This window comes from Asticcacaulis excentricus CB 48 (assembly GCF_000175215.2).
Lineage (GTDB): Bacteria > Pseudomonadota > Alphaproteobacteria > Caulobacterales > Caulobacteraceae > Asticcacaulis > Asticcacaulis excentricus.
The window spans coordinates 802,364-827,519 of sequence record NC_014817.1; the positions used below are offsets into that span (position 1 = coordinate 802,364).

The window sequence follows — 25,156 nt, forward strand, 5'->3', positions numbered from 1 at the left end:
GCCGACAGAGTAACGAAAAACCCGCCGGATGCCGACGGGTTTTGCTCAGGCCGCAAAAATAAGCGCCTACTGGAAGAGCCGGAGGATGGCCTGTGGCGACTGGTTGGCAATCGAAAGAGCCTGCGTGCCCAACTGTTGCTGTACCTGAAGTGCCTGCAAGCGCGCGCTTTCCTTAGCCAGATCAGCGTCAACCAGGTTGCCAATACCGACTTCGATAGCGCCGGAGAGTTTTGCGACAAAATTTTGACGCCCCTCGATCTGCTTGGCCTCGGAGCCCAGCGCGGCAAGGCTGGCATTAACATTATTGATTGAGGCATCCAGACGGGCCAGAGCGGATGTCGCCTTGGTCAAGGTCAAAACATCGGCCGCCGCCGACATGGTGATGATCGCGCCACCCAGACTGAAATTGCGGGAAGACAGGGTCACGACCGAGCTGCCATCGGCATTATCGATAAACTTAATACCGTTGGTGATTGAACCGTTCAGCAGGTTCGTACCATCGAAAGACGAGTTGGCTACAGCATGGCTGATCTGGCGCAGAAGTTCGCGGAAATCACCATTCAAAGCGTTTCGTGAGGCCGTTGAAAGCGACGGGTCCATGGCCGAAACGACCTTGTCGCGCATCTGTACCAGAAGATCGGAGACCGATTCCCCGGCGGCCAGCGTCACATCAGCGACCGATGTAGCGCGGTTGAGCGAATTTTTCACAGCGCTGAGCGAGCTGAGGTCCGCGCGTTGCCCCTGCGCGATCGAATACAGCGCCGCATTATCCTTAGCGCTGGATACCTCAAGCCCTGTGGAGATCTTGGTCTGCGTCGATTCCAGTTTGCGGGTCGTTGCATTCAGATTTTGCAACGCCGTCATGGCTGTCTTATTGGTATTGACGCTTACCGTCGGCATGAGGATTCTCCATATACGCTACGACTCAGAAGTCTTAACGAACATGGTAACCAAAAGGTTAATTCATGCAAACGCCTTTATCCGCGACCCTGTTAGGTACGCGGTGAATATCACAACTCACAATCCGAAAAAAGACGTCAGATATCGGTCCTGACGATGCTTCCCGCCTTGTAACTTCTCGATTTTTGCATTTCCAGCAGCTCTTTTTGCGGGAACTGACGGACAACCTCGCCGGTATAGCGATCAATCGCGCGATAGATGAACTCACCGCTGTCAGGGTCCTTATCTATCGTCAGTTTAAGCATATAGGCCGGCTGGGACTGCGCCCGCTCATGATTCGACAGACCGTTTTCCGTCTGACTGCCCGAGGTCGCAGGAGCGACTTCCTGAACAGGCTTTACCGGCTCCACGGGCTTAACCTGAGTGGGGTCGGTGACGGCGGGCGGGGTTACTGCATTCGTAATCATCTCCTGTATTACGCACGGCGACTTACGCCGTTGCGCCCTCTGTTTATGACCGTGACGCCGAGCCAGACGTCAGATCAGAGAAAAAAGGGGCGGACGTCAAAACGCCGCCCCCGTCATTCCTTAACGGAACAGGCTCAGAACCGTCGAAGTCGACTGGTTCGCAATCGACAGGGCCTGAACGCCAAGCTGTTGCTTGGTTTGCAGGGCCTGCAGCTTCGCGCTTTCCTTCGCCAGGTCAGCATCCACAAGGTTGCCGATCCCGTTTTCGATCGAGTCCGACAGCTTGCTGATGAAGTTGGCGTGGTTAGCCAGCGACTTCGAAGACGTACCGAGCTTCGCCAGCTTGGCCGAAACGTCGTCGATCTTGGTCGCAAGGGTCGCAACCGCCGCCGAAGCCGCAGCCTTGGTGCCGATCGTCGTCGCGTTGATGCTCAGACCCGTCAGAGACAAGTCTTGGGCCGCCACGGTCAGCGTACCACCCGAGTCGTTAGCCAGAGCCGAGAGCGCCGAGCCACCACTCTTAATGATATTGATGCCGTTGAACGTAGCGTTATTGACGGTCTTACCGATCTGGTCGCGGATCGCCTTGAAGTCTTCGTTCAGAGCGGTGCGGCTGGCCGTGCTCAAGCTGGAGTCCGAAGCTGCAAGGGCCTTTTCCTTCAGCTGCGAGAGCATGTCGGAAACGGATTCGCCGGCCGAGATGGCCACATCGACGACAGATTGGTTACGGGAGAGCGATTCCTGAACCGCGTTGAGCGAGGAAACCTGAGCGCGCTGCCCTTGAGCGATGGCGAAGACGGCGCCGTTATCCTTAGCGCTGGCGACCTTCTGGCCCGTGTTGATACGGGTTTGGGTCGTTTGCAAGTCGGCGTTGGTCTTGTTCAGGTTTTGCAGAGCGATCATAGCTCCGCTGTTGGTATTCACGCTATTGAGCGCCATAGGTCTAGTCCTTCTTCTAGATGAACCGGAGACATTTTGTCGTCCGGCGGCATTTTGCCTGACCCTTTGGCTGCAAGCGGCGGGCCAAACCTCCGCTAACGGAAAATCACTGCATGTAATTGAAATATAAGCATTATATATGCCTTAACCACACCTTGCGCCCGGCAGATTTTGCCTGTTGCCGGCAATTTTTGCCCAGACCGGCAATTTTTGCCGTGCACGCTTCAGGCAAAAAGAAAGCCGGAGCCGGGCCCGCCTGGACCCGCAACTCCGGCCTTTAAAGACCTTACTGGAACAGCCGGGTAACGACACCCGGAGCCTGATTGGCGATAGATAAGGCCTGCACACCCAGCTGCTGCTTGGTTTGCAAGGCCTGAAGCTTCGCACTTTCCTTGGCCAGATCGGCATCCACAAGGTTGCCGATCCCCGATTCCATCGAGTCCACCAACTTCGAAACAAACTGCGCATGCGCATCCAGCGATTTCGACGACGTCCCAAGACGGCCGAGCGCCGCAGAGACATTGGCGATCGACACATCCACGGCATCAGCAATGGTCTTTGCTTGTGCCGCCGAGGTAAAGGCCGAACCCGCCGAAAGCGTGATCGTGCTACCCGTCAGGCTGAGATCCTGCGCCGCCACGGTCAGCTTTGACGAGCCGTCCGCATTGGCCAGGGGAGCAATCGCTGAAGCGCCATTCTTGATAAGATTGACTCCGTTGAACGTCGCATTGTTCACCGTTTTCGAAATCTGATCGCGCAGCGCTTTGAAATCTTCGTTCAACGCCTGACGACTGACCGTGGTCAGGGACGTATCCGAAGCCGCGAGTGCCTTCTCCTTCATCTGGGTCAACATATCCGCAACGCTTTCGCCGGCGGAGAGCGCTACATCGACAGCCGATTTAGCCCGATCAAGCGACTCCGTCACCGCACCAAGGGAAGACACATCCGAGCGCTGGCGGGTGGCGATGGCGTAAACCGCCCCATTATCCTTAGCGCTCGCAACCTTCAACCCAGTATTGATGCGGGTTTGCGCGGTTTGCAGTTCGTTGTTGGTTTTGTTCAGGTTTTGCAGGGCGATCATCGCACCCGCATTGGTATTGATCGACATATTCGGCATCGATAACGTCCTTTCCATTCTGGTCGGGGATTTGACCGGCAATTTTGCCGCAAAGCCATTTTGGCCTGCCCGTTACCTAGCAATGAAAATGCCAGCCCGTAAGGTCGCGTTAAATATTTTTGTCGTTGTTTTCAATGGATATTTTTAAATTGAAAAAGGCGAGAATCATTGACTCTCGCCCTCACCGACCGGCCCTGCCCGGCAAAAACTGCACTAGAGTAAATTTTTAACCGAGCGACGCCCGCACTGTACCAACAAACGCCGGATCGGCGGACGGCGTCGCCTCTTGGCGAGGCATCAGACCCTGCATAATCAGGCGATTGACCTCGATCAGGGGCGCAATTTCTTCCTGACCGCGCATGACGGCCGAGGTATGGCGGTTGACCCAAATAGACAGGGAGACGATCTGCGCGCGCAAGGTTTCAGGCAGGCCATTGCCAGGCAGAGCGCAATCCGTCCCCAGGACTGACCACAGACGGCGGTTCCAGTCGAGCGCATCCATGCGACGAGAAACCTCGCTCCGATCAAGCTCAGCCGCCTCCATCAGCGCGCGGGTAACCTGACCAAACAGACGATACTCCGTCTGGCGCGGATCTTCACTCCGCTGAGCCGTCTTCTGATAGGCCTGTAGAGACATGTCCAAGTCTTTCGTCTTCGTACTCGATAAGCTTACGGCAGCCCATAAGAGCCTTGTAATATTCGCGCCCCATAATGGCTTTGGAAATCACCACACATTCCGCCAGAATCGCCGGATTGGCGATGACACTCATGAATTCGGTCATGCGCGTCAGGAATTCGTCGTAATATTTCTCCGCCCCCGCTTCATCAAGGTACATCATCATCACCGGGAAGTAGATGTGACGCGACGGAGAAGTCACCTCGCTCGCCTGCATGATGTCTTTTTCACGCAGCACCGAGGCCTTATTCTGGAGCACAAGCGAACACCGGCGGTCACCGTTTTGCACGACGGCACCGTTGAGAACAAATTTTTCACCCGGCTTGAGCGACAGTTTGAGCGGCATGAGAGTCCTTTTGGCCAGCAGCTTAGGCTTCGCACGGTTAATATCCGGTTTCGCACATCCGCAAATTTAACGGATGTAGCGCTATCCTGATCTTAATCGAATCATCGCATAAGATTGCACGTTCATGACCATCTGTCCTCACCTTCGGTCAAATGCCCCATACAGAAAGCGGCACAGAGCGTGGGGTACAGAGGGGTGCGGAGAGTCCAATGCCTAAAAAAACGTGGCCAATCAAACATCGGGCTGTTGAGACCGCCACCGCGGCGCAGGCTTTTGATATAGGCCCGGCAAAGGTTCTGGCAACACCTGATACGGTCAGTTCTATCGCGATGAACGCCGCCGCCACGCCGCCCAGCAAGGATGTTCTGGCCGATCTGGCCTCAACGATACTGGGGGATTCCGGGTCTTCAGCCGCCCTCGAAGCCCTGATGGAGGCCACGCGCTACATCAGCGAGGTGCGTCTGCTGACCCTTTTGAAGGATTCTCTGCTCCTCGTCCAGAAATCCGAATATGAGGGGGCGACGCAAAAGGCGCTGGAAGCGCTGCGCGTCAACGAAAAGTGCGGCACGGCCTGGCATATCCTGGCCGTATGCCGTGAAAAGGCCGGAGACATCAAAGGCGCCTTCACCTGTTTCGAAGCCGCCCTGCAACTCGAAGAAGACAATACGGGCATCGCCAATGATCTGGGCCGTCTGGCCTATCAACTGGACATGCACACGCAGGCTGAAAAGCTGTTCCGCTATGTCCTCGACAAAAATCCGGACGATTTTGAGGTCGCCAACAACCTCGCCTCGTGCTTGCGCGAGGTCAGCCGCTTCGAAGAGGCAATCGCCCTCCTGACGCCGTTTCTGGAGAAAGACCCGTCCAACGGCACGCTGTGGAACACGCTGGGCACAGTGGTCAATGCCAAGGGCGACCTGCCGACCGCCCTCCTCTTCTTCGATGAAGCCGTCAAGTTCGCCCCGGATGACCCCAAGCCCTGGCACAATCGCGGCCTGATCCTAGGTGCTCTGGGTGAGATTGACGAGGCGATCCAGAGCCTGGAAACCGGTATTAAGCGCATGGTCTCGCCCGCCCAGATCGAGGCGGCGGAGCTGGCCATGGCCTTCTGCTACTTCTGTAAGGGCGACCTGATGCCCGGCTATCGCTACTATGCCGCGCGCAAGTCGCTGCATAGCCTTGAGGGCATGAAGTATATTACCGACGTCCCGGCGCTTGATCTGTCTCAGTCCCTGATGGGCAAGTCGGTCTTCGTCACCACAGAACAGGGGCTGGGCGATGAAATCCTGTTCGGCACCGTGCTGCCGGACCTTCTGGCCGAACTGGGACCAGACGGGCACCTGACGCTGGCCGTGGAAAGACGCCTTGTTCCCCTCTATGCGCGCAGCTTCCCGCAGGCGACGGTGATCGCCCACGGCACGGGCAAGATCAATGGCATCACGGTGCGCCACTTCCCCGGAATGGACACCACCCGCGCCAATGACGGCTTTGTTATGCTGGGCGACCTGCTGCCGCGTTACCGGCCTAACGCAGAGGCCTTTCCGCGGCAAAAAAGCTTCCTCACCCCCGATCCTGCACGCGTCGCCCACTGGAAGGCCGAGCTGGACAAGCTGGGGCCTGAGCCCAAGATCGGCCTTCTGTGGAAAAGCCTTGTCCAGCATTCTCGCCGTGACCGCTACTATTCCCCCTTCGAAAGCTGGGCCCCTATCCTGCGCACGCCCGGCGTCGTGTTCGTCAATCTTCAGTACGGCGATGTCAGCGAAGAACTGCGTCAGGCCGAACGCGAAGGCCTGAGCGTCTGGAATCCGCCAGGCATCGACCTGAAGCAGGATCTGGACGATCTGGCCGCCCTGTGCGCGGCCATGGACCTGATCATGGGGCCCTCAAACGCCACCAGCAATATCGCGGCCAGCGTCGGCACCCCCATCTGGGTTCTTTCCCCATCCAATAGCTGGCCCATGATGGGCACCGACTATTACCCGTGGTACGGCAGCGCCCGAATGTTCCTGACGCCCACCCCCGGCGAGTGGGCAGTGCCTCTTGAGGAAATGCGTCAGGCCCTGATCCGTGAGGTCGCCGCCCCGGTGCAGGCCCTGTCAAGCGACGATATACGCCGTCAGTTTCAGGGCGTTGAACGCGCCCTTCTGATGCGCGACTGGGCCGAGGCCGAAACGCAGGCCCGCGCCCTTTTACGCCACGTGCCCGACCATACCGGTGCCTGGCAGGCGCTGGCCACCGCGCTTGACCGGCAGGACCGCATTCCGCAGGCCCTTGACGCCTATCAAACAGCTCTGAAGCATCAGCCGGACTCGCTCGACATCGCGGCCGATCTGGCGCAACTGGCCTTCCGCATCGGTCTTTATGACATGGCCGAACGCTTCTACGGCCTGATCGTCAAGCGTGACCCTGGTCACCTGATGGCGGTCAACTATTACGCCGCGGCGCTGCGCGAACAGTCGAAGTTCGATCAGGCCATCACCCTGCTTCAGGCCTATCTGAGCGACTATCCAAAGCAAAGCGCCCTGTGGGATACGCTGGGCACCATCCTGCTGGCGCAGGGCGATGCCGACACGGCTCTGATCTTCTTCAACGAAGCCATCTCGCTGGACAACAGCCTGCCGGCGCGCTTCAACCGGGCCTGCCTGTGGATGGAAAAAGGTCTGCTGGCCGAGGCCCTGCCGGAGCTGGAACTGTGTCTGGATCGCTTCTCTGAGCCCGGCAATTTGCGCTCGGTCGAGCTTAGCATGGCCTATGCCCATCTGGGGCTCGGCAATCTCAAGGCCGGATGGCAGGCCTATGCGGCGCGCCATATGACCGGCACACCGAAACAGGTGCATTTCGACCTTCCCGCCGGTCCGCTAAAACCCGAAGAGATTGCTGGCAAGCGTCTGTTGTTACTGGCCGAACAGGGGCTGGGCGACGAGGTCATGTTCGGGACACTGGTGCCGGATATTATCGAAAAGCTGGGCGACGGGGTTTTGACCTTAGCCGTTGAAAAGCGCCTCGTGCCGCTGTTTGCCCGTGCCTTCCCCAGGGCCCGCGTTCTGCCGCATCACACCGAAAGCCGTGACGGCGTCATTACCCGCAGCGTGCCGGGCCTGTCGGGCGACAGCGTGGACGGCTGGGCGCTGATCGGGGATTTCCTGCCTCTGTTGCGCAGCGATATGGAGGCCTTTGCCGATAAAGCGCCCGTATTCGTGCCTGACCCGGCGCGCGTCGCTTTCTGGAAAGGCGAACTGGCCCGACAGGGCAGCGGCCCGAAGGTTGGCCTTTTGTGGAAAAGCCTGATCAGCCATTCCCGCCGCGACCGCTTCTATCCGCCTTTTGAGTCCCTCACACCGCTGCTGGGGCGCAAAGACCTCGTGCTTGTTAACCTGCAATATGGCGAGACGGTCAGCGAACAGATCGCCGCAAAGGCTCAGGGCGCGCGCTTCTATACCCCGCCCATCGACCTGCTGAACGATCTGAGTGAACTGAGCGCCCTGTGCGCGGCGCTGGACGTGGTCATCGGCCCCGCCAATGCCAGCACGCAGATCGCCGCGGCCACCGGCGTGCCGACCTGGTTCGTCATGACGCCCGGTTCGTGGACCCAGCTTGGGAGCGACCATTGCCCGTGGTACGCCAATGCCCGCGTCTTCGTCACCGAAGAGGGGCAGTGGGCATCGCTGATGCAACGGGTGTCAGAAGAGATCAAATAAACAAGGCGGCGGAATTTCCGCCGCCTTTTCATTACCTTCGGCACTACAATTAATGCGCCATATACAGGTTGAGATTGGTGTTGTGCAAAAGCGCGCGCGTCGTGCCGCCAAAGGCAAATTCGCGCAGACGCGAACGCCCAAAGGCCCCGGCGACCATATATTGTGCCTGATGCCGCTGATTGGCCTCGACCAGCGTCCCGATCAGGTCGTTGCTTTTAGGCAGGATATCGACCTCAACGTTCAGGCCGTGTAGCATGTAATAGCGCGCTAGCTTGCCCAGATCGGCCGGGTTTTCCCCGACCGGAGCCCCGGCCACCACCACCTTTGACGCTTTTTTCAGCAAAGGCACGGCGCGACGCGCGGCGCGTGAGGACGGCTCCTTACCATCCCACGCCACCAGCGCTGTGCCACCGACCGCAAAGGGCTGACGGGCGATAAATACCCCGGCGCGTTCTTCCATAAGCACCTGCTGAAAGGCCTCGGACAACAGGCCGCGCCCGCGCGCGCTTTCATCGCCGAAGACCACGATGTCGGACAGGCGCGTTTCAGTCGCCAGACACTGCCACACCGGCGATTTCAGCGGGAGGAACAGCTTATGTTCATAGGCGGTGTCGTTATAGGCATCGCGCGCCACGGCCTCCGCCTCTTCGGCAGCCGATTTCAGCCCGTCCATGGCGGCCATCTGCACCGTGCCCATAAAGCCTTCGCCCAGCCACGGGGCCAGTTCCGCCGGATCGGGCGGCGCAAAAAGGAAGCTCAGTTGCCCGCCAAACGCGCGGGCAATATCCGCGGCAATGGCAATCGCCGTCTCTTCCGAGGTGGCACCCGATACAGGCACCGATACACGCGCCCAGGCGCCACCGGCAGTGAGGGGGGAGTCAGTCATCAGAGGGGCCTCCTTTTTTGTGCATGGTCAGCATTTAACCACGACGCAACGCGCCTTATGGCTATAAGTATAGGCCCGGCCCTGTCGATTGGACACGCGGCATATGGCCCCAATACACAAGTATCCCGTCAACACTTTGTGAAACCCTATGCCGCCCCGTAGCCGCCCTTCTGCCGATCCTGCCCCCCGCGCCTGGCAGCGTATGCTCTCCGGGCGTCGCCTCGACCTGCTCGATCCGTCGGCCATGGATATAGAGATCGACGACATTGCACTGGGCCTGTCGCGCGTCGCCCGCTGGAACGGACAAACCATGGGCGAACATGGCTTTTCGGTCGCCCAGCATTCATTGATCGTCGAAGACATCTGCGCCCATCTGACGCCGGGGCTCGAAACGCACTGGCGGCTGGTGGCCCTGCTGCACGACGCGCCCGAATACGTCATCGGCGACATGATTTCGCCCTTCAAGGCGGCGCTGGGCCTCGATTACAAGCGGTTTGAACATCATCTGGAACAGGCCATCCATATCCGCTTTGGCTTGCCCGCTGTGGTGCCGCTGGACATCAAGGCCCTGATCAAGCGGGCCGATCACGCCTGCGCCTATTTCGAAGCCACGCAACTGGTCGGCTTTTCCGACGCCGAAGCGCGCACCTTTTTCGGCACCCCGCCCGAAGGCTACGACCTGAGCCTGACCGCCCTGTCGGGCCCCGAAGTCCGTGCGCAGTTCGTTGACAGGTTCTACGCCCTGAGCCAAAACCTGTAAGGAGGAGTTGCCTGTGCCGGTCAGCCTGACGATCGAACTATCCGCCGTGGTTATGGCGATCAAGGACAATGAGGCGATGGTCCTGTGCCTGACCCTGCCTGACGGCACGGCCCTGCCCTCCGGCCCGTTTCGCCCGGAGGCGCACCGCACCTTCGATCTGGCCGTGCGGGCCTTTGTCACCCAACAGACAGGCTTTTCGGCGGGCTATGTCGAACAGCTCTATTCATTTGGCGACGAAGGGCGACAGGGTCTGAGTTCGCTGGCCCCCGGCGGCAACGATCAGCGCGTTATTTCGCTGGGCTATCTGGCCCTGACCGCCGACAGCGCCTTTCAGTCGCAGTTGTCCGCTCAATGGAAACCCTATTCGGCCTTCTTTCCGTGGGAAGACTGGCGGCGCGGCGAACCGGCAGCGGTCGCACCTTTGCGTCGGCGTCTGCGCGACTGGTGCGACGCCGCCCCGGACGCAGAGTCGGCGGCCGAACGGCGCGGACGGGTCGAAACCCTGTTCCCCGAAGACAGCGACCTGTGGAACGAAGAACGCGTGCTGGATCGCTATGAACTGCTCTACAGCGCCTGCCTGATCTATGAATCGCGCTGCGCCGAGGCCTCCAGCGGCAGCGGCACCGCCATGCTGTCGGACCACCGCCGCATCCTCGCCACGGGCCTGTCGCGTTTAAGAGGAAAGCTGAAATACCGCCCGGTGATCTTTGAGCTGATGCCCGAACGCTTTACGCTGCTGGAATTACAGCGCTCGCTGGAGGCCATCAGCGGCCTGCCCCTGCACAAGCAGAACTTTCGCCGCGCGCTGGAACGCACCGGTTTTGTGCGCCCGACCGGCATTATGCGCGACGACACGGGCGGCCGCCCGGCAGAGCTTTACGCCTATGACCGCGACCGTTTCCGCTTTAGCCCGTCTCTGGGGTTGAGTTTGCCGAGAGGGTAGGGTTTTAGCCACGAAAAACACGAAAAGTCACGAAAAGCTGTAGGCGGATATTTCGGCGCGTGGCGCCTGTTCTACACGCCCTACGGGCAGGACGTCATTTTTTGTGCTCTTCGTGTTTTTCGTGGCCAATAAAAAAGCCGTCGAGTTACCCCAACGGCTTTTCCATATTGCCAAAGCGCCAGCTTACGCCGCGCGACCCGCCAGACGGGCCGCCTGTGCCATCCAGTTTTCGCGCACGATACGCGGGGCTGAATGGACGCGCGCCGACAGCCAGGCCACGTGTTCCGGCGTCCAGCTCGCCACCTGCCAGTAATGGTAGATACCCAGCATATTCAGTTCGCGCTCATTATCGGCACCGATGCCCGAAATTAGTGTCAGGTCGTCGGGATAGCCTTCCGGGGCAGTAAGGCGATGCGGCTCAAGGCCCGTGCCCGCCTGTTCGACCGCTGCGCGCACGCTTTCCGGCGTCATGGACGACAGCAGCGAGGCCTTGGGGCGTGAGGTGCGATCGAGCAGTTCCGTCACCGGCTCAGCCTTGACCGCCACAGCGGGTGCGGCCACGACCGGCGCTTCCGCCCGCTCGATCCCGGCCATAATGGCCGGTTCCAACTCGGTGGACACACCTACCGGCGCAGGCTGCGGAGCGGCCGGTTGCACGACGGGCACTGCCGCCACCGGGCGCAGCGGAATAATCTCCGCCGACGGACGCGGTGCGTCAGCTTGTGCGGCGGGCGTTTGAACGGCCTGACGCGAGGCATTGAGCGCCTGAGCCGCAGCGACCATCGGATCGGCGACCGGGCGTTCAACCGCCGGGGCGTTCAGTGGCGCGTCAAAAGTGGAATCGAGAATAGGGGCCGGGGCCTCATCAAAGATCGAGACTCGGCGCGCGGCGCGCTTCGGCTTGGGCGACAGGTGCCAGCCGACAAAGCCACTGAACACGAAGACCGCCAGAAGCAGGGCCGCCGATTGTGCGATCAGCAAGTACATATGTTTCCCCTACCCTGCCCGGCGGGCGAGAAAGCCCGTACACAGGCCTAGCGCCGCCGCGCCCAGTAGCAGCCAGCGCAGCTCAAAGATCAGATAAAGCATGATCGGTCTTCCCCATAGACACCCGCATCGGCGTTTCGCTTGTGTCGGTCAGCACTTGCAGTGCCGGCCCGTACAGATACCCCTCGCCCTTCGGGACATAGACCTCGATTTCCGGCGGCAGTTCCGGTTGCAAGCTGCGCACGGCGGCGGCGGCCTGCATCAGACGCGCCTTGCGTTCCTCGGCGGTAACGCCAGGACGAAAATCCTGCGTTTTAAAGCTAAGGCGCACATTGAGGCCATCGACCTCATGGGCGATATCGCCCAGCCCCTCGGCCTTGAGCGCGTCGGCGACCCGCGCTTCCAGCGCCTGCGGCATGGCCGGAAGCTGTTTATACAGCCCCACCCCTGCCCCGGCGGTCAGAAGCAGCAGTCCCAGTCCCCATACTGTTTTGGACGACATGCCAAGTTCCCGGAAAATCGAAAATCTGAAAGTGTTAACAACTAAAGCCCAAATCCGGACACCTGACAATAGGCCGCAGCTTGCCGGAGAGCGATAAGTTAGACGCCACGTGTGACAGCGCCAAGACATACGCCTGTGAGGCGAAATGCGATCCCTTTCCGCCACGAAAAAAGCCCGGCGGGGGGCCGGGCTTCTTCCAGTCGGGTGTCGGAATTGACTTACTTAGCCGAAATCGCGGCTTGCGCGGCGGCCAGACGCGCCACCGGCACGCGGTAGGGCGAGCACGACACGTAGTCGAGGCCAACCTTTTGACAGAAAGCGATCGAGGCCGGATCGCCGCCATGTTCGCCGCAGATACCGAGCTTGATGTCCGGGCGCGTCGTGCGGCCCTTGGTGCGAGCAATGTCAATCAGTTGCCCCACGCCGTCCGGATCGAGGCTGACGAAGGGGTCCTTCTCGAAAATCCCCTTTTCGATATAGGGGTTGAGGAAGCGACCGGAGTCGTCGCGGCTGATGCCATAGGTGGTCTGGGTCAGGTCGTTGGTGCCAAACGAGAAGAACTCGGCCGTTTCGGCCAGCTTGTCGGCCAGCAGCGCGGCGCGCGGCAGCTCAATCATGGTGCCGACCTTGTACGCCACCTCAACGCCACGCGCCTTGAGCACGCCTTCGGCAATAGCCTTGGTCATGGCGACCAGCTTGGCCATTTCTTCCCTAGTGGCCACCAGCGGGTGCATGATGTCCGGCTGCGGGTCAAAGCCTTCGGCCTTCACGTCGCAGGCGGCTTCGAAAATCGCAGTCACCTGCATCTCATAGATTTCCGGGAAGGTGATGCCCAGACGGCAGCCGCGCCAGCCCAGCATGGGGTTGGTTTCCGACAGTTCCTTGGTGCGCTTCAGGAGTTTTTCCTCAGGCACTTCCGCGGCTTCGGCCACCAGCTTGATGTCTTCCGGCGTATGCGGCAGGAACTCATGCAGCGGCGGATCGAGCAGACGGATAGTCACGGGCAGGCCGTTCATGATCTTGAACAGCTCGACAAAGTCGGCCTTCTGCATAGGCAGTATCTTGGCCAGGGCCTTGCGACGGCCAGCTTCGTCATCGGCGAGGATCATTTCACGCACGGCGCTGATGCGGTCTTCATCGAAGAACATGTGCTCGGTGCGGCACAGCCCGATACCTTCGGCGCCGAAGCCGATGGCCGTGCGCGCATCCGCCGGGGTTTCGGCATTGGTCAGCACCTTCAGCGTGCGGAATTCGTCAGCCCATGTCATGATCTGATGGAAGTCGTCCGAGAATTCCGGCTCGATCATGCGGATGGAGCCTTTGAACACTTCGCCGCTGGAGCCATCAAGCGTCACGATATCCCCGAAACGGAAGGTCTGACCGCGCGCGCTGAATTCGCCACGCTCGGTCGAAATGACCATTTCCCCGGCCCCCGACACGCAGGGACGGCCCATACCGCGCGCCACGACAGCGGCGTGCGAAGTCATGCCGCCGCGCGCCGTAATGATGGCCTTGGCGGCATGCATGCCGTGGATGTCTTCGGGCGAGGTTTCATCACGCACCAGAATGACGTCGTCGCCTGCCGCCGCCAGACGCACGGCGTCATCGGCGGTGAAGACGATCTTGCCGCAGGCCGCGCCCGGCGAGGCCGGAAGCCCGCGCGCGATCAGAGTGCGCTCGGCCTTGGGGTCCAGCATGGGGTGCAGAAGCTGATCCAGCGCGCCGGGATCGAGGCGCATCAGCGCTTCCTGCGGCGTGATCAGGCCTTCCTTGGCCATATCGACGGCGATTTTCAGCGCCGCGCGCGAGGTGCGCTTGGCATTGCGGGTTTGCAGCATGAACAGCTTGCCCTGTTCGACCGTAAACTCCACGTCCTGCACGTCGCGGTAATGCTTTTCGAGCGTCTCAACAGTTGATCGGAACTGCGCGAAGACCTCCGGCAAGGCCTCTTCCATCGAAGGATTGCGCTCGCCCATCTCTTCACGCGCTTTTTGGGTCAGGGTCTGCGGCGTGCGGATGCCCGCCACCACGTCTTCGCCCTGCGCGTTCAGCAGGAACTCGCCGTAGAGATTGTTGTCACCCGTCGAAGGGTTGCGCGTAAAGGCGACGCCCGTGGCCGAGGTATCGCCCATATTGCCGAACACCATCGACTGGATATTGACGGCGGTGCCCCAGTCTTCGGGGATGTCGTGCATTTTGCGGTAGAATTTGGCGCGGTCGTTCATCCACGAACCGAACACGGCCTTCACGGCACCCCACAGCTGATCCTGCGGGTCCTGCGGGAAGTCGTGGCCCAGATCGGCCTGCACCTTGGCCTTATAGTCGGCGATGACGCGCTCCCAGTCCTTCGCCGTGATGTCGGTGTCCACCGTGACGCCCAGACGGTCCTTATGGTCGTCCAGAATGTCCTCAAAGCCGTGGTGGCTGACGCCCAGCACGACGTTCGAGTACATGGTGATAAAACGGCGGTAGCAGTCGAGCGCGAAGCGGCGGTCGCCGGTCAGGGCGGCCAGACCTTCGACCGTCTGATCATTGAGACCCAGATTGAGGACCGTATCCATCATGCCCGGCATCGACGCGCGGGCCCCCGAACGCACGGAGACCAGCAGCGGGTTTTCGACCGAGCCAAAGCCCTTGCCCGTCACGGCTTCCAGATTGGCCAGAGCGGTCTGCACCTGCGCTTCCAGCCCGGCGGGGAAGGTCTTGTCGTTCTGATAGTAATGGACGCAGGCCTCGGTGGTGATGGTGAACCCTGCCGGCACCGGCAGGCCCAGAGACGACATTTCGGCCAGATTGGCCCCCTTGCCGCCCAGCAGGTTCTTCATCGAGGCATCGCCATCGGCCTTACCGGCGGCAAATGCGTAAACCCATGACTTGGACATCGAAAATCCCTCTTTCCTCAATCAGATAGGCATATCTGTTCATCCGGCTGTCACGGCCGGATACTGAGGCCAAAGGTACACGCGCGCGAGACCGCTGCGGAATAAGTTTTTATGTAATTCGAAATGCAAAACCCCTCCCCTAAAATCAGGGGAGGGGTTTTTTGCCTGAAAGGCAAAAAGACGGTCGGGTTTAAAGGCCCCCTCCCCACGGCAAAGCCGTAAGGAGGGGACAAATTACGCCAGCTTCGACAGATCACCCACGCCGTCGAACAGACGCCGCAGTGCCGACAGCAGGCTCAAGCGGTTTTCGCGCTCAGCCGCCACGTCGGAATTGACCAGCACCCCGTCGAGGAAGGCATCGACCGCCCCGTGCAGACCCGCCAGCTTGTCCAGCGCCTCTTCGAACTGCTCGGCGTCGATCAGCCGCTCCAGCACCGGCGTCAGGGCGATCACCTGCTGTGTCAGAGCCGTTTCCACCTCCGGTGCACCGCTGAGCAGCTTCGGCTCAGCCGTTGGCAAAGCGCCCTTCTTCGCCTCGGCATTGAGGATGTTGGCGAAGCGAGTATAGGCGGCCTGAAGCTCAGTTCCCGCCGGCGTTGCCAGCACGCTTTCCAGCGCCTTGATGCGCCCCACGGTGCGCACCATGTCGTCGTCTTTCAACGCAAACCCGGCCTCGACCACGTCAAAACGCACGCCCTCGTCCTTCAGCATAACCTTCAGACGATCGGCGAAGAAGTCAGCAAACTCCGCCGACACCGCGCGGAAATCGCGGAAGGTCAGCAGGGCATTATCGACCTTGGGTGTATTGGCGACATGCTCGAATTGCAGGTCCAGATCGTAGTCGCGGTCGGTGGGGATGACAAAGACCGTGCTTTCGAGCAGACCGGCGCGGAAATCGCGCAGATAGTTGTCATAGACCTCGGTTTCACCCGCGGCCCAGCGCGGCCCGGCCGAGCCGCGCCAGTTGTCCGTATCGACATAGACGGCGCGGCCTTCGCCGGCATAGATCAGCAGCGACTGATACCAGGCGGCGACCAGTTCCGACAACGAGGCCCGCACATTGTGCTGACGCAGGATACGCAGAATACCCAGAGCGGCACGACGCAAAGCATAGGGGTCTTTAGACCCCGTCGGCTTTTCGTCGATAGCAAAGAAGCCGACCAGCGTGTCGATCTTGTCGGCCAGCGCTACGGCCGCTGGCACGGCGCCTTCGGGCACCGAATCCGACGGGCCCTGCGGCTTATAGTGTTCGCGGATGGCTTCGGCCACATCGCCGGGCAGCCTGGCCGCTTCGGCGTAATAGCCGCCCATAACCCCCTGAAGTTCCGGGAACTCGCCGACCATGTAGGAGGCCAGATCGGCCTTGGCCAGATGTGCCGCCGACTTCGCCAGCGACACATCGGCCTTGACCAGCGGCGCAATGACTTCGGCCAGCGCTTCGATGCGCGCCACGCGCTGCGCCATGGTGCCCAGCTTGGCGTGGTAGGTCACGCCGTTCAGCTTTTGTAACCAGGCGTCGAAATTGCCCTTACGATTGTCCTCGGACCAGAAGAAGACGCCGTCCGACAGACGCGCCGACAGCACCTTGGCATTGCCGCGGCGGATTTCCGCCCCGCCGTCGTTGGCCACCTGATTGGCGACGATGATGAACTTCGCCGCCATCTTGCCGGTCGAAAGATCACGCACGGCAAAGTATTTCTGGTGCGTGCGCATCGAAGTCTTGATGACCTCCGGCGGCAGGCTGAGGAATTTCGGGTCCATATCCCCCAGTAACGGCGTCGGCCATTCATTGAGACCAGCCACCTCTTCCAGGAGGCCAGGATCGTCCATCAGGGCACACCCCGCGGCGGCGCAGGCTTCGTTGGCCTTATCCAGAATCAAGGATTGACGCTCGATGTGATCGAGGATGACAAAGTTATCGCGCAACTTAAGCTGATAATCGGCGAAGTCCTTGACCGCGAAGGCCTCTAAGGACGACAGGACGCGATGGCCCTGCGTGAGGTCGCCCGATGTGACGCCGCCGACGCTCAGCGGAATGACCTTGCCATCAAAAAGGAACAGGATGCGCTTCAGCGGGCGCACCCAGCGGAAGCTCGACGTGCCTGAGCGCATCGACTTGGGCCACGGGAAGGTCAGGATAACGTCTTCGAGGATGCCGGGCAGGACCTCCGCCGTGCGCTTGGCGGGCTTTTCGATGCGCGCCATCCACACGCCGTTTTCCAGCACAAGCTGATCCTGCGTCAGGCCGACCTTGCGCAGGAAACCGGCCATAGCCTGTTCAGGCGCGCCGTCCTTGGGGCCCTTGACCTCTTCGGTGACCGCGGCCTGCTCCAGCGGCAGGCCTTCGACGTGCAGGGCCAGACGACGTGGACCGACATAGGCCTTAAGGCTGTGCCAGATCAGGCCCTGCGCCTTAGCGCGATCGCCAAACAGGCGCTCGAAATCGCGCGCGGCCTGAAGTTGCATCCGCGCCGGGATTTCTTCTGAGAAAAGTTCGATAAGTAACTGAGCCATTTGCGTTATCTAGCTTCTTCTTGTGCGGCCCATTCAAGCGCGCAGGCCTTACAGAGGTCGCGGATGCGGCCGATATAGGATTGCCGTTCGGCCACCGCGATGGCACCGCGGGCATCCATCAGGTTGAACAGGTGCGAGGCCTTCAAAACGTGGTCATAGGCCGGCAGGACCAGCTTATAGCCCAGACTGTTCTCGGTATTGAGGATACGCATCACGTTGCGCTCCATGTCCTCGAACTGGCGCTTCAGCGTAGCCACGTCGGAGGCTTCGAAGTTGAAGGCCGAAAACTGGCGCTCCTGCTCCTTGAACACGTCGCCGTACTTTACGCCGTCATTATTGAATTTCAGATCATAGACGTTATCGACGTTCTGAAGATACATGGCCAGACGCTCCAGCCCGTAGGTCAGCTCGCCCGACACCACATCGACCTCGATGCCGCCGACGCCCTGAAAATAGGTGTATTGCGTGACTTCCATGCCGTCGCACCACACTTCCCAGCCGAGGCCCCACGCGCCCACTGTGGGGTTTTCCCAATCGTCTTCGACGAAGCGGATATCGTGCAGGGCGGTGTCGAGCCCGATGGCTTTCAGCGAGCCGAGATACAGCTCCTGAAGATTGTCGGGGTTCGGCTTTAGGATCACCTGATACTGATAATAGTGCTGAAGGCGGTTGGGGTTTTCACCATAGCGGCCATCGACCGGACGGCGCGACGGCTGCACATAGGCGGCCTTCCACGGCTTCTTGCCCAGCGCGCGCAGGACGGTGGCCGGATGCAGGGTGCCTGCGCCGACTTCGACGTCATAGGGCTGTAGGATCACGCAGCCCTGCTGGCTCCAGTAGTGGTGCAGGGTCAGGATAAGGTCCTGAAAGGACAGGGGCTCTTTGGTCATGTTCGAAAATGCCGGACTCCAGAATGGCCGCGAACATAGAGAGGTGCGTCCGGCCAAGCAAGGTTTGCACGGAAAGAAAACCTGTTCAGACGGCGGAGAATCGCGTTTTGCTCCCGCGCCTGTCCTGAGATCAGGGGAGGCACTTTAGGGCTCCTATGACCAAACCCACCCTTCGTGACATTCTCCGCGCCCTGAAAACGCCCAATGCCTGGCTGCTGCTGGTGCTGGGGTTTTCGGCGGGCCTGCCCTTTTTGATGACCGGCGCGACACTCGGCTTCTGGATGCGCGAAGAGGGCACAAGCCTGACCGTCATCGGGTATATGGGCTGGATCAGCCTGTTTTACGGCTTCAAGGTCGTGTGGGCCCCGTGGATGGATAAGGTGCGCCTGCCCGTCCTGCACGCGCGTCTGGGCCAAAGGCGATCCTTCATGCTGCTGGCGCAAGGCGGCGTGATCCTCAGCCTGATCGGCATGGCCGCCATCGGCCCCACGGGGAATATCTGGGCCTTTGTCGCCGTGACCCTGCTGCTGGCACTTTGCGCCGCCTCGCAGGAAATCGCTATCCATACCTGGCGCATCGAGCAGACCGAGGGGCAGGCGCAGGAGGCACTCAATCCGACCATCTATTCGCTGGGCTATAAGATAGCGGCCATTGTGTCCGGCTCGCTGATCCTGGTACCCGCGGAGCGCTTCGGCTGGCCCGCCACCGTGACCGGGCTGGCGGCGCTGATGCTGGTCGGTGTGGCCGCGACGCTGATTGCGCGACCGTCGCGCGCCGAAGCCCTGACGCCGCAGGTGCCCTACAGCTTCGACACCTATGTCGTCGTGCCGCTGAAAAGCTTTTTTCAGGAACACGCGGGACTGGCGTGGTGGGTGCTGGCGACCGTGGCGCTCTATCGCCTGCCCGACTATCTGATCGGGCCGGTGGCCGGGCCGTTGTACAGCGACACGGGCCTCAGCAATGCCGATATCGCCTATGTGCGTTCGACCATCGGGCTGGCGGCCTCGTTCGCCGGGGTGGCGCTGGGCGGGGCGAGCCTTCTGTGGCTGGGGGTCGAGCGCGCCTTCTGGCTGGGGGCGGTCACCGGGCCTTTGTCCAATATCTGCTTTGCCCTGATGGCCTCGCATCCGGGGGATGTTACCGTGTTCGGCGGCACCCTGATCATCGACAATATCGCCAATGGCATAGCCGAAACGGCCTTTATCGCTTTTCTGACGCGGCTGACGGTGAAGGAACACACCCTCACCCACTTTGCCCTGATGTATTCCGCAGCCGACCTGACCGGCAAACTGCTGAAAGGCTTTTCGGGGCAGATCGTCGATGGGCTGACGGCGGCACACGGCCTGTTCGGGGCCTATCAGACCTTCTTTATCGGCACGGCCGTGGCGGGGGTTCCCGCATTGAGTCTTTGCCTGATCCTGCGGCAGCGTGGCCTCTTCAAGGCGACCTGAGACAGGCGTATAGTCATTGTCCCAAAGGCCGCGACACAGGGACGACGCCATGATCCGCAACACCTTTATCGCCATCGCCGAAGACTCGAAACACCGCATGGGGGTCGAACCGCCGCGCCGCGACGGTCCGCCGACCCTAGCGCGGCTGCATTTCGATCTGTTGTCTGAACATCCCTACGAACTGACGCTGGATGATCTGAACTTTACCGTCCATTGCCTCAAACACGGCCTCGATACAGCGGATCAGCAGGCACGGGCGGCGTTTCTGTCCAAAGGGCACCCGTGCATGCGCGCCTCGCCTCTAACCAAGACCTATGGCTTCGGGGCGCATTATAACCACGCGGGCAAGATCGCGCTTTATCCTGCCGATTCCGTAGCTTATCAGAAATTTCTCAAAGACCCAGAAGTCCGCGTCGAAAAAGCCATGCGCAGCAAGCGTGCGGTGGAGATAGCGTAACCTCTCTCCGCAGAGGGTTAGCTTGTGTGGTGATGATCTGTAGAAACCACAGATTACACAGATTTCACAGGTTATCCGTTTTCAGCGTCTGACTGGGAAGGCCACACAAACCCCGGCGCGAAGCGCCCATCTGTGTAATCTGTGGTTCTCAAAACCCGATCCTCCCCACGGTATGATATATCATTGACCAGATGTCACCTGTGGCCATCTGTGGATCACTTCAGTGTACAGGCCCGTACCCACGCCTTTGGCCAGTCGGCGCGCAGTCGGGCCGCCAGTGTTTCGGCTTCGCTCAGCGTGTCGCAGAGGGCAAAACAGGTCGCCCCCGATCCCGACATGCGGGCAAAGCGTGTCTCAGGCTGGGCGCGTAAAGACGCCAGGACCTCACCGATCACCGGCACCAGACGGATGGCGGGCGCTTCCAGATCATTACGGGTGGTGTTGAGGTCGTCGATCACGTCCTCCCCCCGCCACTGTGTGTCAATAGGGGCAAATTCCGCTGCCGAATCATAGGCTTTGAATACCGCCGGTGTCGGGCACTCGACGCCCGGATTGATCAGCACGGCGGGTAAAGGGGGAATCGCCACCGGCGTCAATCGCTCGCCATAACCTTCGGCAATCGCCGCCCTGGCCCACAGGCACATCACGCCATCGGCCCCTGTCTCTGCCGCGATGCGCGACAGGGCGTTGTCTGACACCTCCGGCGCGCAGGTGGCACGCAACAGGTGCAACACGGCCCCGGCATCGGCACTGCCGCCGCCAACGCCTGAGGCTAAGGGGAGGTTTTTGGTCAGGTGGAAATCGTGGCTATTCACCCGCACGCTGGTTGCCGCTTCAAACCGCCGCACGGCCTTGAGAACCAGATTGTCCTCTCCCGGGCTCAAATTCTGCCCGAACGGCCCATCAATGAACATCCGCCCCTCACCTGGCGTCAGGCGCACCTCATCGCCATAGTCGGCAAAGACCACCAAACTGCGCAGGGGGTGATAGCCCCGGTGATCCGGGGCAGCGACGTGCAGATAGAGATTGACCTTGGCCGGGGCCAGTCGCAACAGCTTCATTTGCGCGTTTTAGCCGGTGTCTTGACCGGGATTTTAGGCTTGGCCGTCGGTGCCGTTTCGGCCTCGGCTACGGCCTTGGCTTCCGGAACGGTGACCGTATCCAGCTTGGCCTGCACGGCGGCCTTTTGCTTGTCGTCGGCCTCCAGCGTCAGGACGCGCGCCCACTGATAGCGCGCTTCGATGGTGCGCCCCAGCTTGTGATAGACGTCGCCCAGATGGTCGGTGATTTCCGGATCGGCGGGTTCGGCGGCGATGGCCTTTTCGATCCATTCCAGCGCCTCGACGTATTGGCCTTGCTGGTAATAGCCCCAGCCGAGCGAGTCCATGATCGCCCCTGAGCGCGGCGTCTTTTCGAGCGCCTTGCGGATCATGGTCATGCCTTCGGTCACATTCTCCTTGCGCTCGATCAGACCGTAACCCAAAAGATTCAGCAGTTCCGAACTGTCCGGTTGCAGGGTCAGGCCCTTTTGCGCCGCCGCCTTGGCCTTGTCCCAGTCGCCAGAGGCCTGATACAGCACGGCCACAGTGAACCACGTTTCCCAGCCGAAATCCGCGTCGCCATAGGCGGCCTGATAGGCCTCTATCAGCTTGAGCGCCCCGGCCGTATCGTCCTTTTGCCACAGAAGGCGCGCTCGCTCGACCGTCAGGCCGATGTCCTTAGGGTCGGCGGTGCTCAGTTCGGTAAACAGCGCCTCAGCCCCGTCGAGATCGCCGGCTTCCTTGAGGCTCCAGGCCGCGCGCACCTGCGCCTCGCGGTAAAAGGGCGAGTCGGGCTCGATCGAGGCCCATTCGGTCTGCGCCGCCTGCATGTCCTTCATGCGCATCAGCACCTGCCCGGCCAGAAGCCGCGTGCGGTCAAGCGTGGGCGTGGCGGCCGCCGTTTCGGGGGCGGCATATTGCGCCAGCCTCAGCGTCGCCAGCGCCATTTCCGACTGTTGCTCAGAGGCATAAAGCGTGCCGGACAGGAACAGGCTGTCGGCCAGAATCAGCCGCACATCGGGCGATTTCGGCTTGCGATAGTCTTTGGCGTCGAGGCCTTCGAGGCGCTGCCGCACCAGACGGTCCTCAGACACACCCAGAATGTCGGTATAGAGCTTGCGCGCCTCGTCCTTGCGGCCGCGGCCCTCCAGAAAGGCCCCGTAATAGGGGCCGAACAGCACGCTAGCCGGACCCGGCTGACAGATGACCTTAAAAATGGCCTCGGCCTCGGCATGACGGCCTTTCATCTCCAGCAGACGCGCCTGATTGGCGGCCTGCAGAAACAGCACCAGACGGTCGCGATTCGGCGTTGTACCGGCACTCAACTGGCTTTCCAGCGTCGGGTCGATGGCGTTATCCCACTGGCGCGCAGCGGCGTAGGATAATGGCTTGAGCAGCAACGTGGCGCGGTCGCCGGCCCCAGCCTTTTGCGAGGCTTCGATGATGGCCGCAGCGGCCTTTCCCTTGCCTTCGCGGATCAGCGCGATGGCCTGCACCTGAGCCGCCACCGTGCGCGACAAGCGCCCGCCATTGGTGGGAATATGGCTGCGGGCAAAGCTCATATCACCGCTGAGCACCGCCGCCAGAAAGGCCCGTTCGCGCAAGGCCGCATTGGCAGGGTCAGCGTCCGCCGCCGCCATCAGCGCCCGCGCGGCCGTTTCCGTATCGCCCTGCGCCGCCGCCAGACGCCCGACCAGAAAGTCGCCATAAGCGCTGGTATAGGCCTTATCGGCGGCCATGACCGGCGTGGTCAGGCACACGAGGGCGGCAAAGGCGGCAGAGGTAAGAACGGGCTTCATCAGGGGCGTCTCTCGATTACCGGCACAGTGAACGCAGTAAATCCGGCAGGATCAAGTCCTTATCTAAGGACATCCCTTTCAAAAACGTCAAATTCTAGGGAAAAGCCCTACGCTTCTCCCCATGCCTTTGGCACAGGGAGGAGTTACATCACATATTCGGATAGTTGGGACCACCGCCGCCTTCAGGCGTTGTCCACACTATGTTCTGCGTCGGGTCCTTGATATCGCAGGTCTTGCAGTGGACGCAGTTTTGGGCGTTGATCTGGAAGCGCGGCTTGCCGTTATCGTCCACCACCTCATAGACCCCGGCCGGGCAGTAGCGCTGCGCCGGCTCGGCATATTTGGGCAGGTTGATGGCGATGGGCACCTCCGGGTCCTTGAGGCGCAGATGGACCGGCTGGTCCTCTTCATGGTTGGTGTTGGAGATAAACACTGAAGACAGCTTGTCAAAGCTGAGCCTGCCGTCCGGCTTCGGATAGGTGATCGGCTTGAATTCCGCAGCAGGTCTGAGGGACTGTGCATCGGTCTTGCCGTGCTTCAGCGTGCCCCAGGGCGACCAGCCGCCGGTGAGATTGCCCACCGTCATATCGAGGCCACCCAGCACCATGCCCAGCGTCGTGCCATAACGGCTGAGCAGGGGTTTGACGTTACGGACAAGCTTGAGTTCTTTGGCGATATCCGACTTATGATAGGCTTTGTCATACCCTTCAAGCGTCTGCGGCGCGTCGCCGGACGACAGGGCTGCCCACGCCGCATCGGCGGCAAGAATGGCGCTCTTGATGGCATTATGACTGCCCTTGATGCGCGGCACGTTCACAAAGCCCGCCGAACAGCCGATCAGGACCCCGCCGGGGAAGCTTAAGCGAGGCACCGACTGATAACCGCCTTCGGTAATGGCTCGCGCGCCGTAGGAGATGCGCTGCCCGCCTTCTAGATGCTCGCGCACCACCGGATGCTGCTTGAAACGCTGGAACTCATCGAACGGCGACAGATAGGGGTTTTGATAGTTGAGGTGGACGACAAAGCCGATCGACACATATCCGTCGCCGAAGTGGTACATGAAGGAACCGCCGCCGGTCTTGTCATCTAGCGGCCAGCCCAGCGTATGCTGAACCAGACCGGGCTTATGCTTTGCCTTCGGAACCTTCCACAACTCCTTGATGCCAATGCCATACTTCTGGACGTCGCTGTCCTTGTCCAGCTCAAAGCGCTTGATGATCTGCTGCGACAGGGACCCACGCACGCCTTCGGCAAAGAAGGTATAACGGGCGCGCAGTTCCAGACCGGGCTGATAATCGCCCTTGGGCAGGCCTTCGCGGTCGAGGCCGAACACACCCGCCACCACACCGGCCACGGCCCCCGCGTCGTCATACAGGACTTCGGAACAGGCCATGCCCGGATAGATTTCGACGCCCAGCGCCTCGGCCTGTTCGGCCATCCAGCGGCTCAGATTGCCTAGCGAGCCGATATAGCAGCCGTGATTCTTCATATAGGACGGCATGGGCAGGAAGGAGATATCGAGCGCGCCCTGCGGCCCCAGATAGATGAAGCGATCCTCGGTCACCGCCGTTTCCAGCGGTGCCCCCTGCGCCTTCCAGTCGGGAAAGAGCTGCCTCAGGCCCGACGGGTCTAACACCGCGCCGGACAGAATGTGAGCGCCGATCTCTGAGCCCTTTTCCAGCAGGGCCACGGATACGTCGCCGCCGCTGGCCTGCGCTGTCTGTTTGAGGCGAATGGCTGCCGCCAGCCCCGCCGGGCCGCCGCCCACGATGACGACGTCATATTCCATCGATTCTCGTTCGGGTACATCCGCCATGTTCGTACTCTTCTCTAATATTTCCCGGTGCCGGTTTGATCTTGTGGCACAGTTTCCGTAAAGACTGTAAAGACCCTGACGATCAT

The 25,156-nt window shown here is 60.8% G+C and carries 20 protein-coding genes; 5 read left to right on the forward strand and 15 right to left on the reverse strand.

The features are described from left to right. Positions 1 to 66: 66 nt before the first annotated feature. The 6 genes from ASTEX_RS15415 to flbT all read right to left on the reverse strand — a co-directional run bounded on the left by ASTEX_RS15415 (position 67) and on the right by flbT (position 4,445). Entirely contained in the window at positions 67 to 900 is an 834-nt protein-coding gene (locus ASTEX_RS15415; protein ID WP_013480562.1) for a flagellin, read from the reverse strand. 137 nt (positions 901 to 1,037) lie between these two features. After that, positions 1,038 to 1,367 carry a flagellar protein FlaG gene (locus ASTEX_RS15420; RefSeq protein WP_013480563.1) on the reverse strand — a complete coding sequence of 110 codons (330 nt, stop codon included), beginning with the start codon at positions 1,365 to 1,367 and terminating at the stop codon, positions 1,038 to 1,040. 120 nt (positions 1,368 to 1,487) lie between these two features. Next, positions 1,488 to 2,306, reverse strand: coding sequence for a flagellin (locus ASTEX_RS15425; protein WP_013480564.1), 819 nt, complete (start codon positions 2,304 to 2,306; stop codon positions 1,488 to 1,490). 286 nt (positions 2,307 to 2,592) lie between these two features. After that, a complete protein-coding gene (locus ASTEX_RS15430; RefSeq protein ID WP_013480565.1) occupies positions 2,593 to 3,423 on the reverse strand; it encodes a flagellin in 831 nt (276 codons plus the stop codon). Between the two features lie 226 nt (positions 3,424 to 3,649). Continuing rightward, positions 3,650 to 4,060, reverse strand: coding sequence for a flagellar biosynthesis regulator FlaF (flaF, locus tag ASTEX_RS15435; RefSeq protein ID WP_013480566.1), 411 nt, complete (start codon positions 4,058 to 4,060; stop codon positions 3,650 to 3,652). Further along, on the reverse strand, positions 4,020 to 4,445 hold the full coding sequence (flbT, locus tag ASTEX_RS15440; protein ID WP_013480567.1) for a flagellar biosynthesis repressor FlbT: 426 nt from the start codon (positions 4,443 to 4,445) through the stop codon (positions 4,020 to 4,022). The genes flaF and flbT overlap by 41 nt, the downstream gene beginning before the upstream one ends. Positions 4,446 to 4,654: 209 nt before the next feature. Here flbT and ASTEX_RS19470 point away from each other — a divergent pair, with 209 nt between their 5' ends. Continuing rightward, positions 4,655 to 8,143, forward strand: coding sequence for a tetratricopeptide repeat protein (locus tag ASTEX_RS19470; protein WP_013480568.1), 3,489 nt, complete (start codon positions 4,655 to 4,657; stop codon positions 8,141 to 8,143). Between the two features lie 49 nt (positions 8,144 to 8,192). Here the strand turns inward: ASTEX_RS19470 and ASTEX_RS15450 are convergent, their stop codons facing one another. Then, the gene (locus ASTEX_RS15450) at positions 8,193 to 9,029 is read right to left on the reverse strand and encodes a universal stress protein (protein WP_013480569.1); all 837 of its coding nucleotides are present in this window, start codon (positions 9,027 to 9,029) and stop codon (positions 8,193 to 8,195) included. Positions 9,030 to 9,177: 148 nt separating this feature from the next. Between ASTEX_RS15450 and ASTEX_RS15455 the strand changes: the two genes are divergently transcribed. Further along, positions 9,178 to 9,789, forward strand: a complete 612-nt coding sequence (locus ASTEX_RS15455) for an HD domain-containing protein (RefSeq protein WP_013480570.1) — start codon at positions 9,178 to 9,180, stop codon at positions 9,787 to 9,789. Positions 9,790 to 9,802: 13 nt separating this feature from the next. After that, complete coding sequence (locus tag ASTEX_RS15460; RefSeq protein WP_013480571.1) at positions 9,803 to 10,732, forward strand: NUDIX hydrolase; 930 nt, start codon at positions 9,803 to 9,805, stop codon at positions 10,730 to 10,732. A gap of 183 nt (positions 10,733 to 10,915) precedes the next feature. Here the strand turns inward: ASTEX_RS15460 and ASTEX_RS15465 are convergent, their stop codons facing one another. The 5 genes from ASTEX_RS15465 to ASTEX_RS15485 all read right to left on the reverse strand — a co-directional run bounded on the left by ASTEX_RS15465 (position 10,916) and on the right by ASTEX_RS15485 (position 18,507). Continuing rightward, entirely contained in the window at positions 10,916 to 11,719 is an 804-nt protein-coding gene (locus tag ASTEX_RS15465) for a hypothetical protein (protein ID WP_013480572.1), read from the reverse strand. A gap of 82 nt (positions 11,720 to 11,801) precedes the next feature. After that, on the reverse strand, positions 11,802 to 12,221 hold the full coding sequence (locus ASTEX_RS15470; protein ID WP_013480574.1) for a hypothetical protein: 420 nt from the start codon (positions 12,219 to 12,221) through the stop codon (positions 11,802 to 11,804). A 218-nt stretch (positions 12,222 to 12,439) separates the two neighbouring features. Next, complete coding sequence (gene ppdK, locus ASTEX_RS15475) at positions 12,440 to 15,103, reverse strand: pyruvate, phosphate dikinase (RefSeq protein ID WP_013480575.1); 2,664 nt, start codon at positions 15,101 to 15,103, stop codon at positions 12,440 to 12,442. A gap of 234 nt (positions 15,104 to 15,337) precedes the next feature. Beyond that, positions 15,338 to 17,617, reverse strand: coding sequence for a glycine--tRNA ligase subunit beta (glyS, locus tag ASTEX_RS15480; RefSeq protein ID WP_013480576.1), 2,280 nt, complete (start codon positions 17,615 to 17,617; stop codon positions 15,338 to 15,340). A 5-nt stretch (positions 17,618 to 17,622) separates the two neighbouring features. Further along, positions 17,623 to 18,507: a glycine--tRNA ligase subunit alpha gene (locus tag ASTEX_RS15485; RefSeq protein ID WP_013480577.1), complete on the reverse strand. Its 885-nt coding sequence runs from the start codon at positions 18,505 to 18,507 to the stop codon at positions 17,623 to 17,625. Positions 18,508 to 18,662: 155 nt separating this feature from the next. On the opposite strand from ASTEX_RS15485, the gene ASTEX_RS15490 reads away from it, so the two are divergent. Continuing rightward, on the forward strand, positions 18,663 to 19,958 hold the full coding sequence (locus ASTEX_RS15490) for an AmpG family muropeptide MFS transporter (protein WP_013480578.1): 1,296 nt from the start codon (positions 18,663 to 18,665) through the stop codon (positions 19,956 to 19,958). A 49-nt stretch (positions 19,959 to 20,007) separates the two neighbouring features. After that, positions 20,008 to 20,415 carry a DUF6157 family protein gene (locus tag ASTEX_RS15495; protein WP_013480579.1) on the forward strand — a complete coding sequence of 136 codons (408 nt, stop codon included), beginning with the start codon at positions 20,008 to 20,010 and terminating at the stop codon, positions 20,413 to 20,415. A 215-nt stretch (positions 20,416 to 20,630) separates the two neighbouring features. Here the strand turns inward: ASTEX_RS15495 and ASTEX_RS15500 are convergent, their stop codons facing one another. The 3 genes from ASTEX_RS15500 to ASTEX_RS15510 all read right to left on the reverse strand — a co-directional run bounded on the left by ASTEX_RS15500 (position 20,631) and on the right by ASTEX_RS15510 (position 25,070). Then, positions 20,631 to 21,476, reverse strand: coding sequence for a 4-(cytidine 5'-diphospho)-2-C-methyl-D-erythritol kinase (locus ASTEX_RS15500; protein ID WP_013480580.1), 846 nt, complete (start codon positions 21,474 to 21,476; stop codon positions 20,631 to 20,633). Beyond that, the gene (locus ASTEX_RS15505; protein WP_013480581.1) at positions 21,473 to 23,254 is read right to left on the reverse strand and encodes a tetratricopeptide repeat protein; all 1,782 of its coding nucleotides are present in this window, start codon (positions 23,252 to 23,254) and stop codon (positions 21,473 to 21,475) included. The genes ASTEX_RS15500 and ASTEX_RS15505 overlap by 4 nt, the downstream gene beginning before the upstream one ends. A 148-nt stretch (positions 23,255 to 23,402) precedes the next feature. Then, entirely contained in the window at positions 23,403 to 25,070 is a 1,668-nt protein-coding gene (locus tag ASTEX_RS15510) for an electron transfer flavoprotein-ubiquinone oxidoreductase (RefSeq protein WP_013480582.1), read from the reverse strand. Between the last annotated feature and the right edge of the window lie 86 nt (positions 25,071 to 25,156).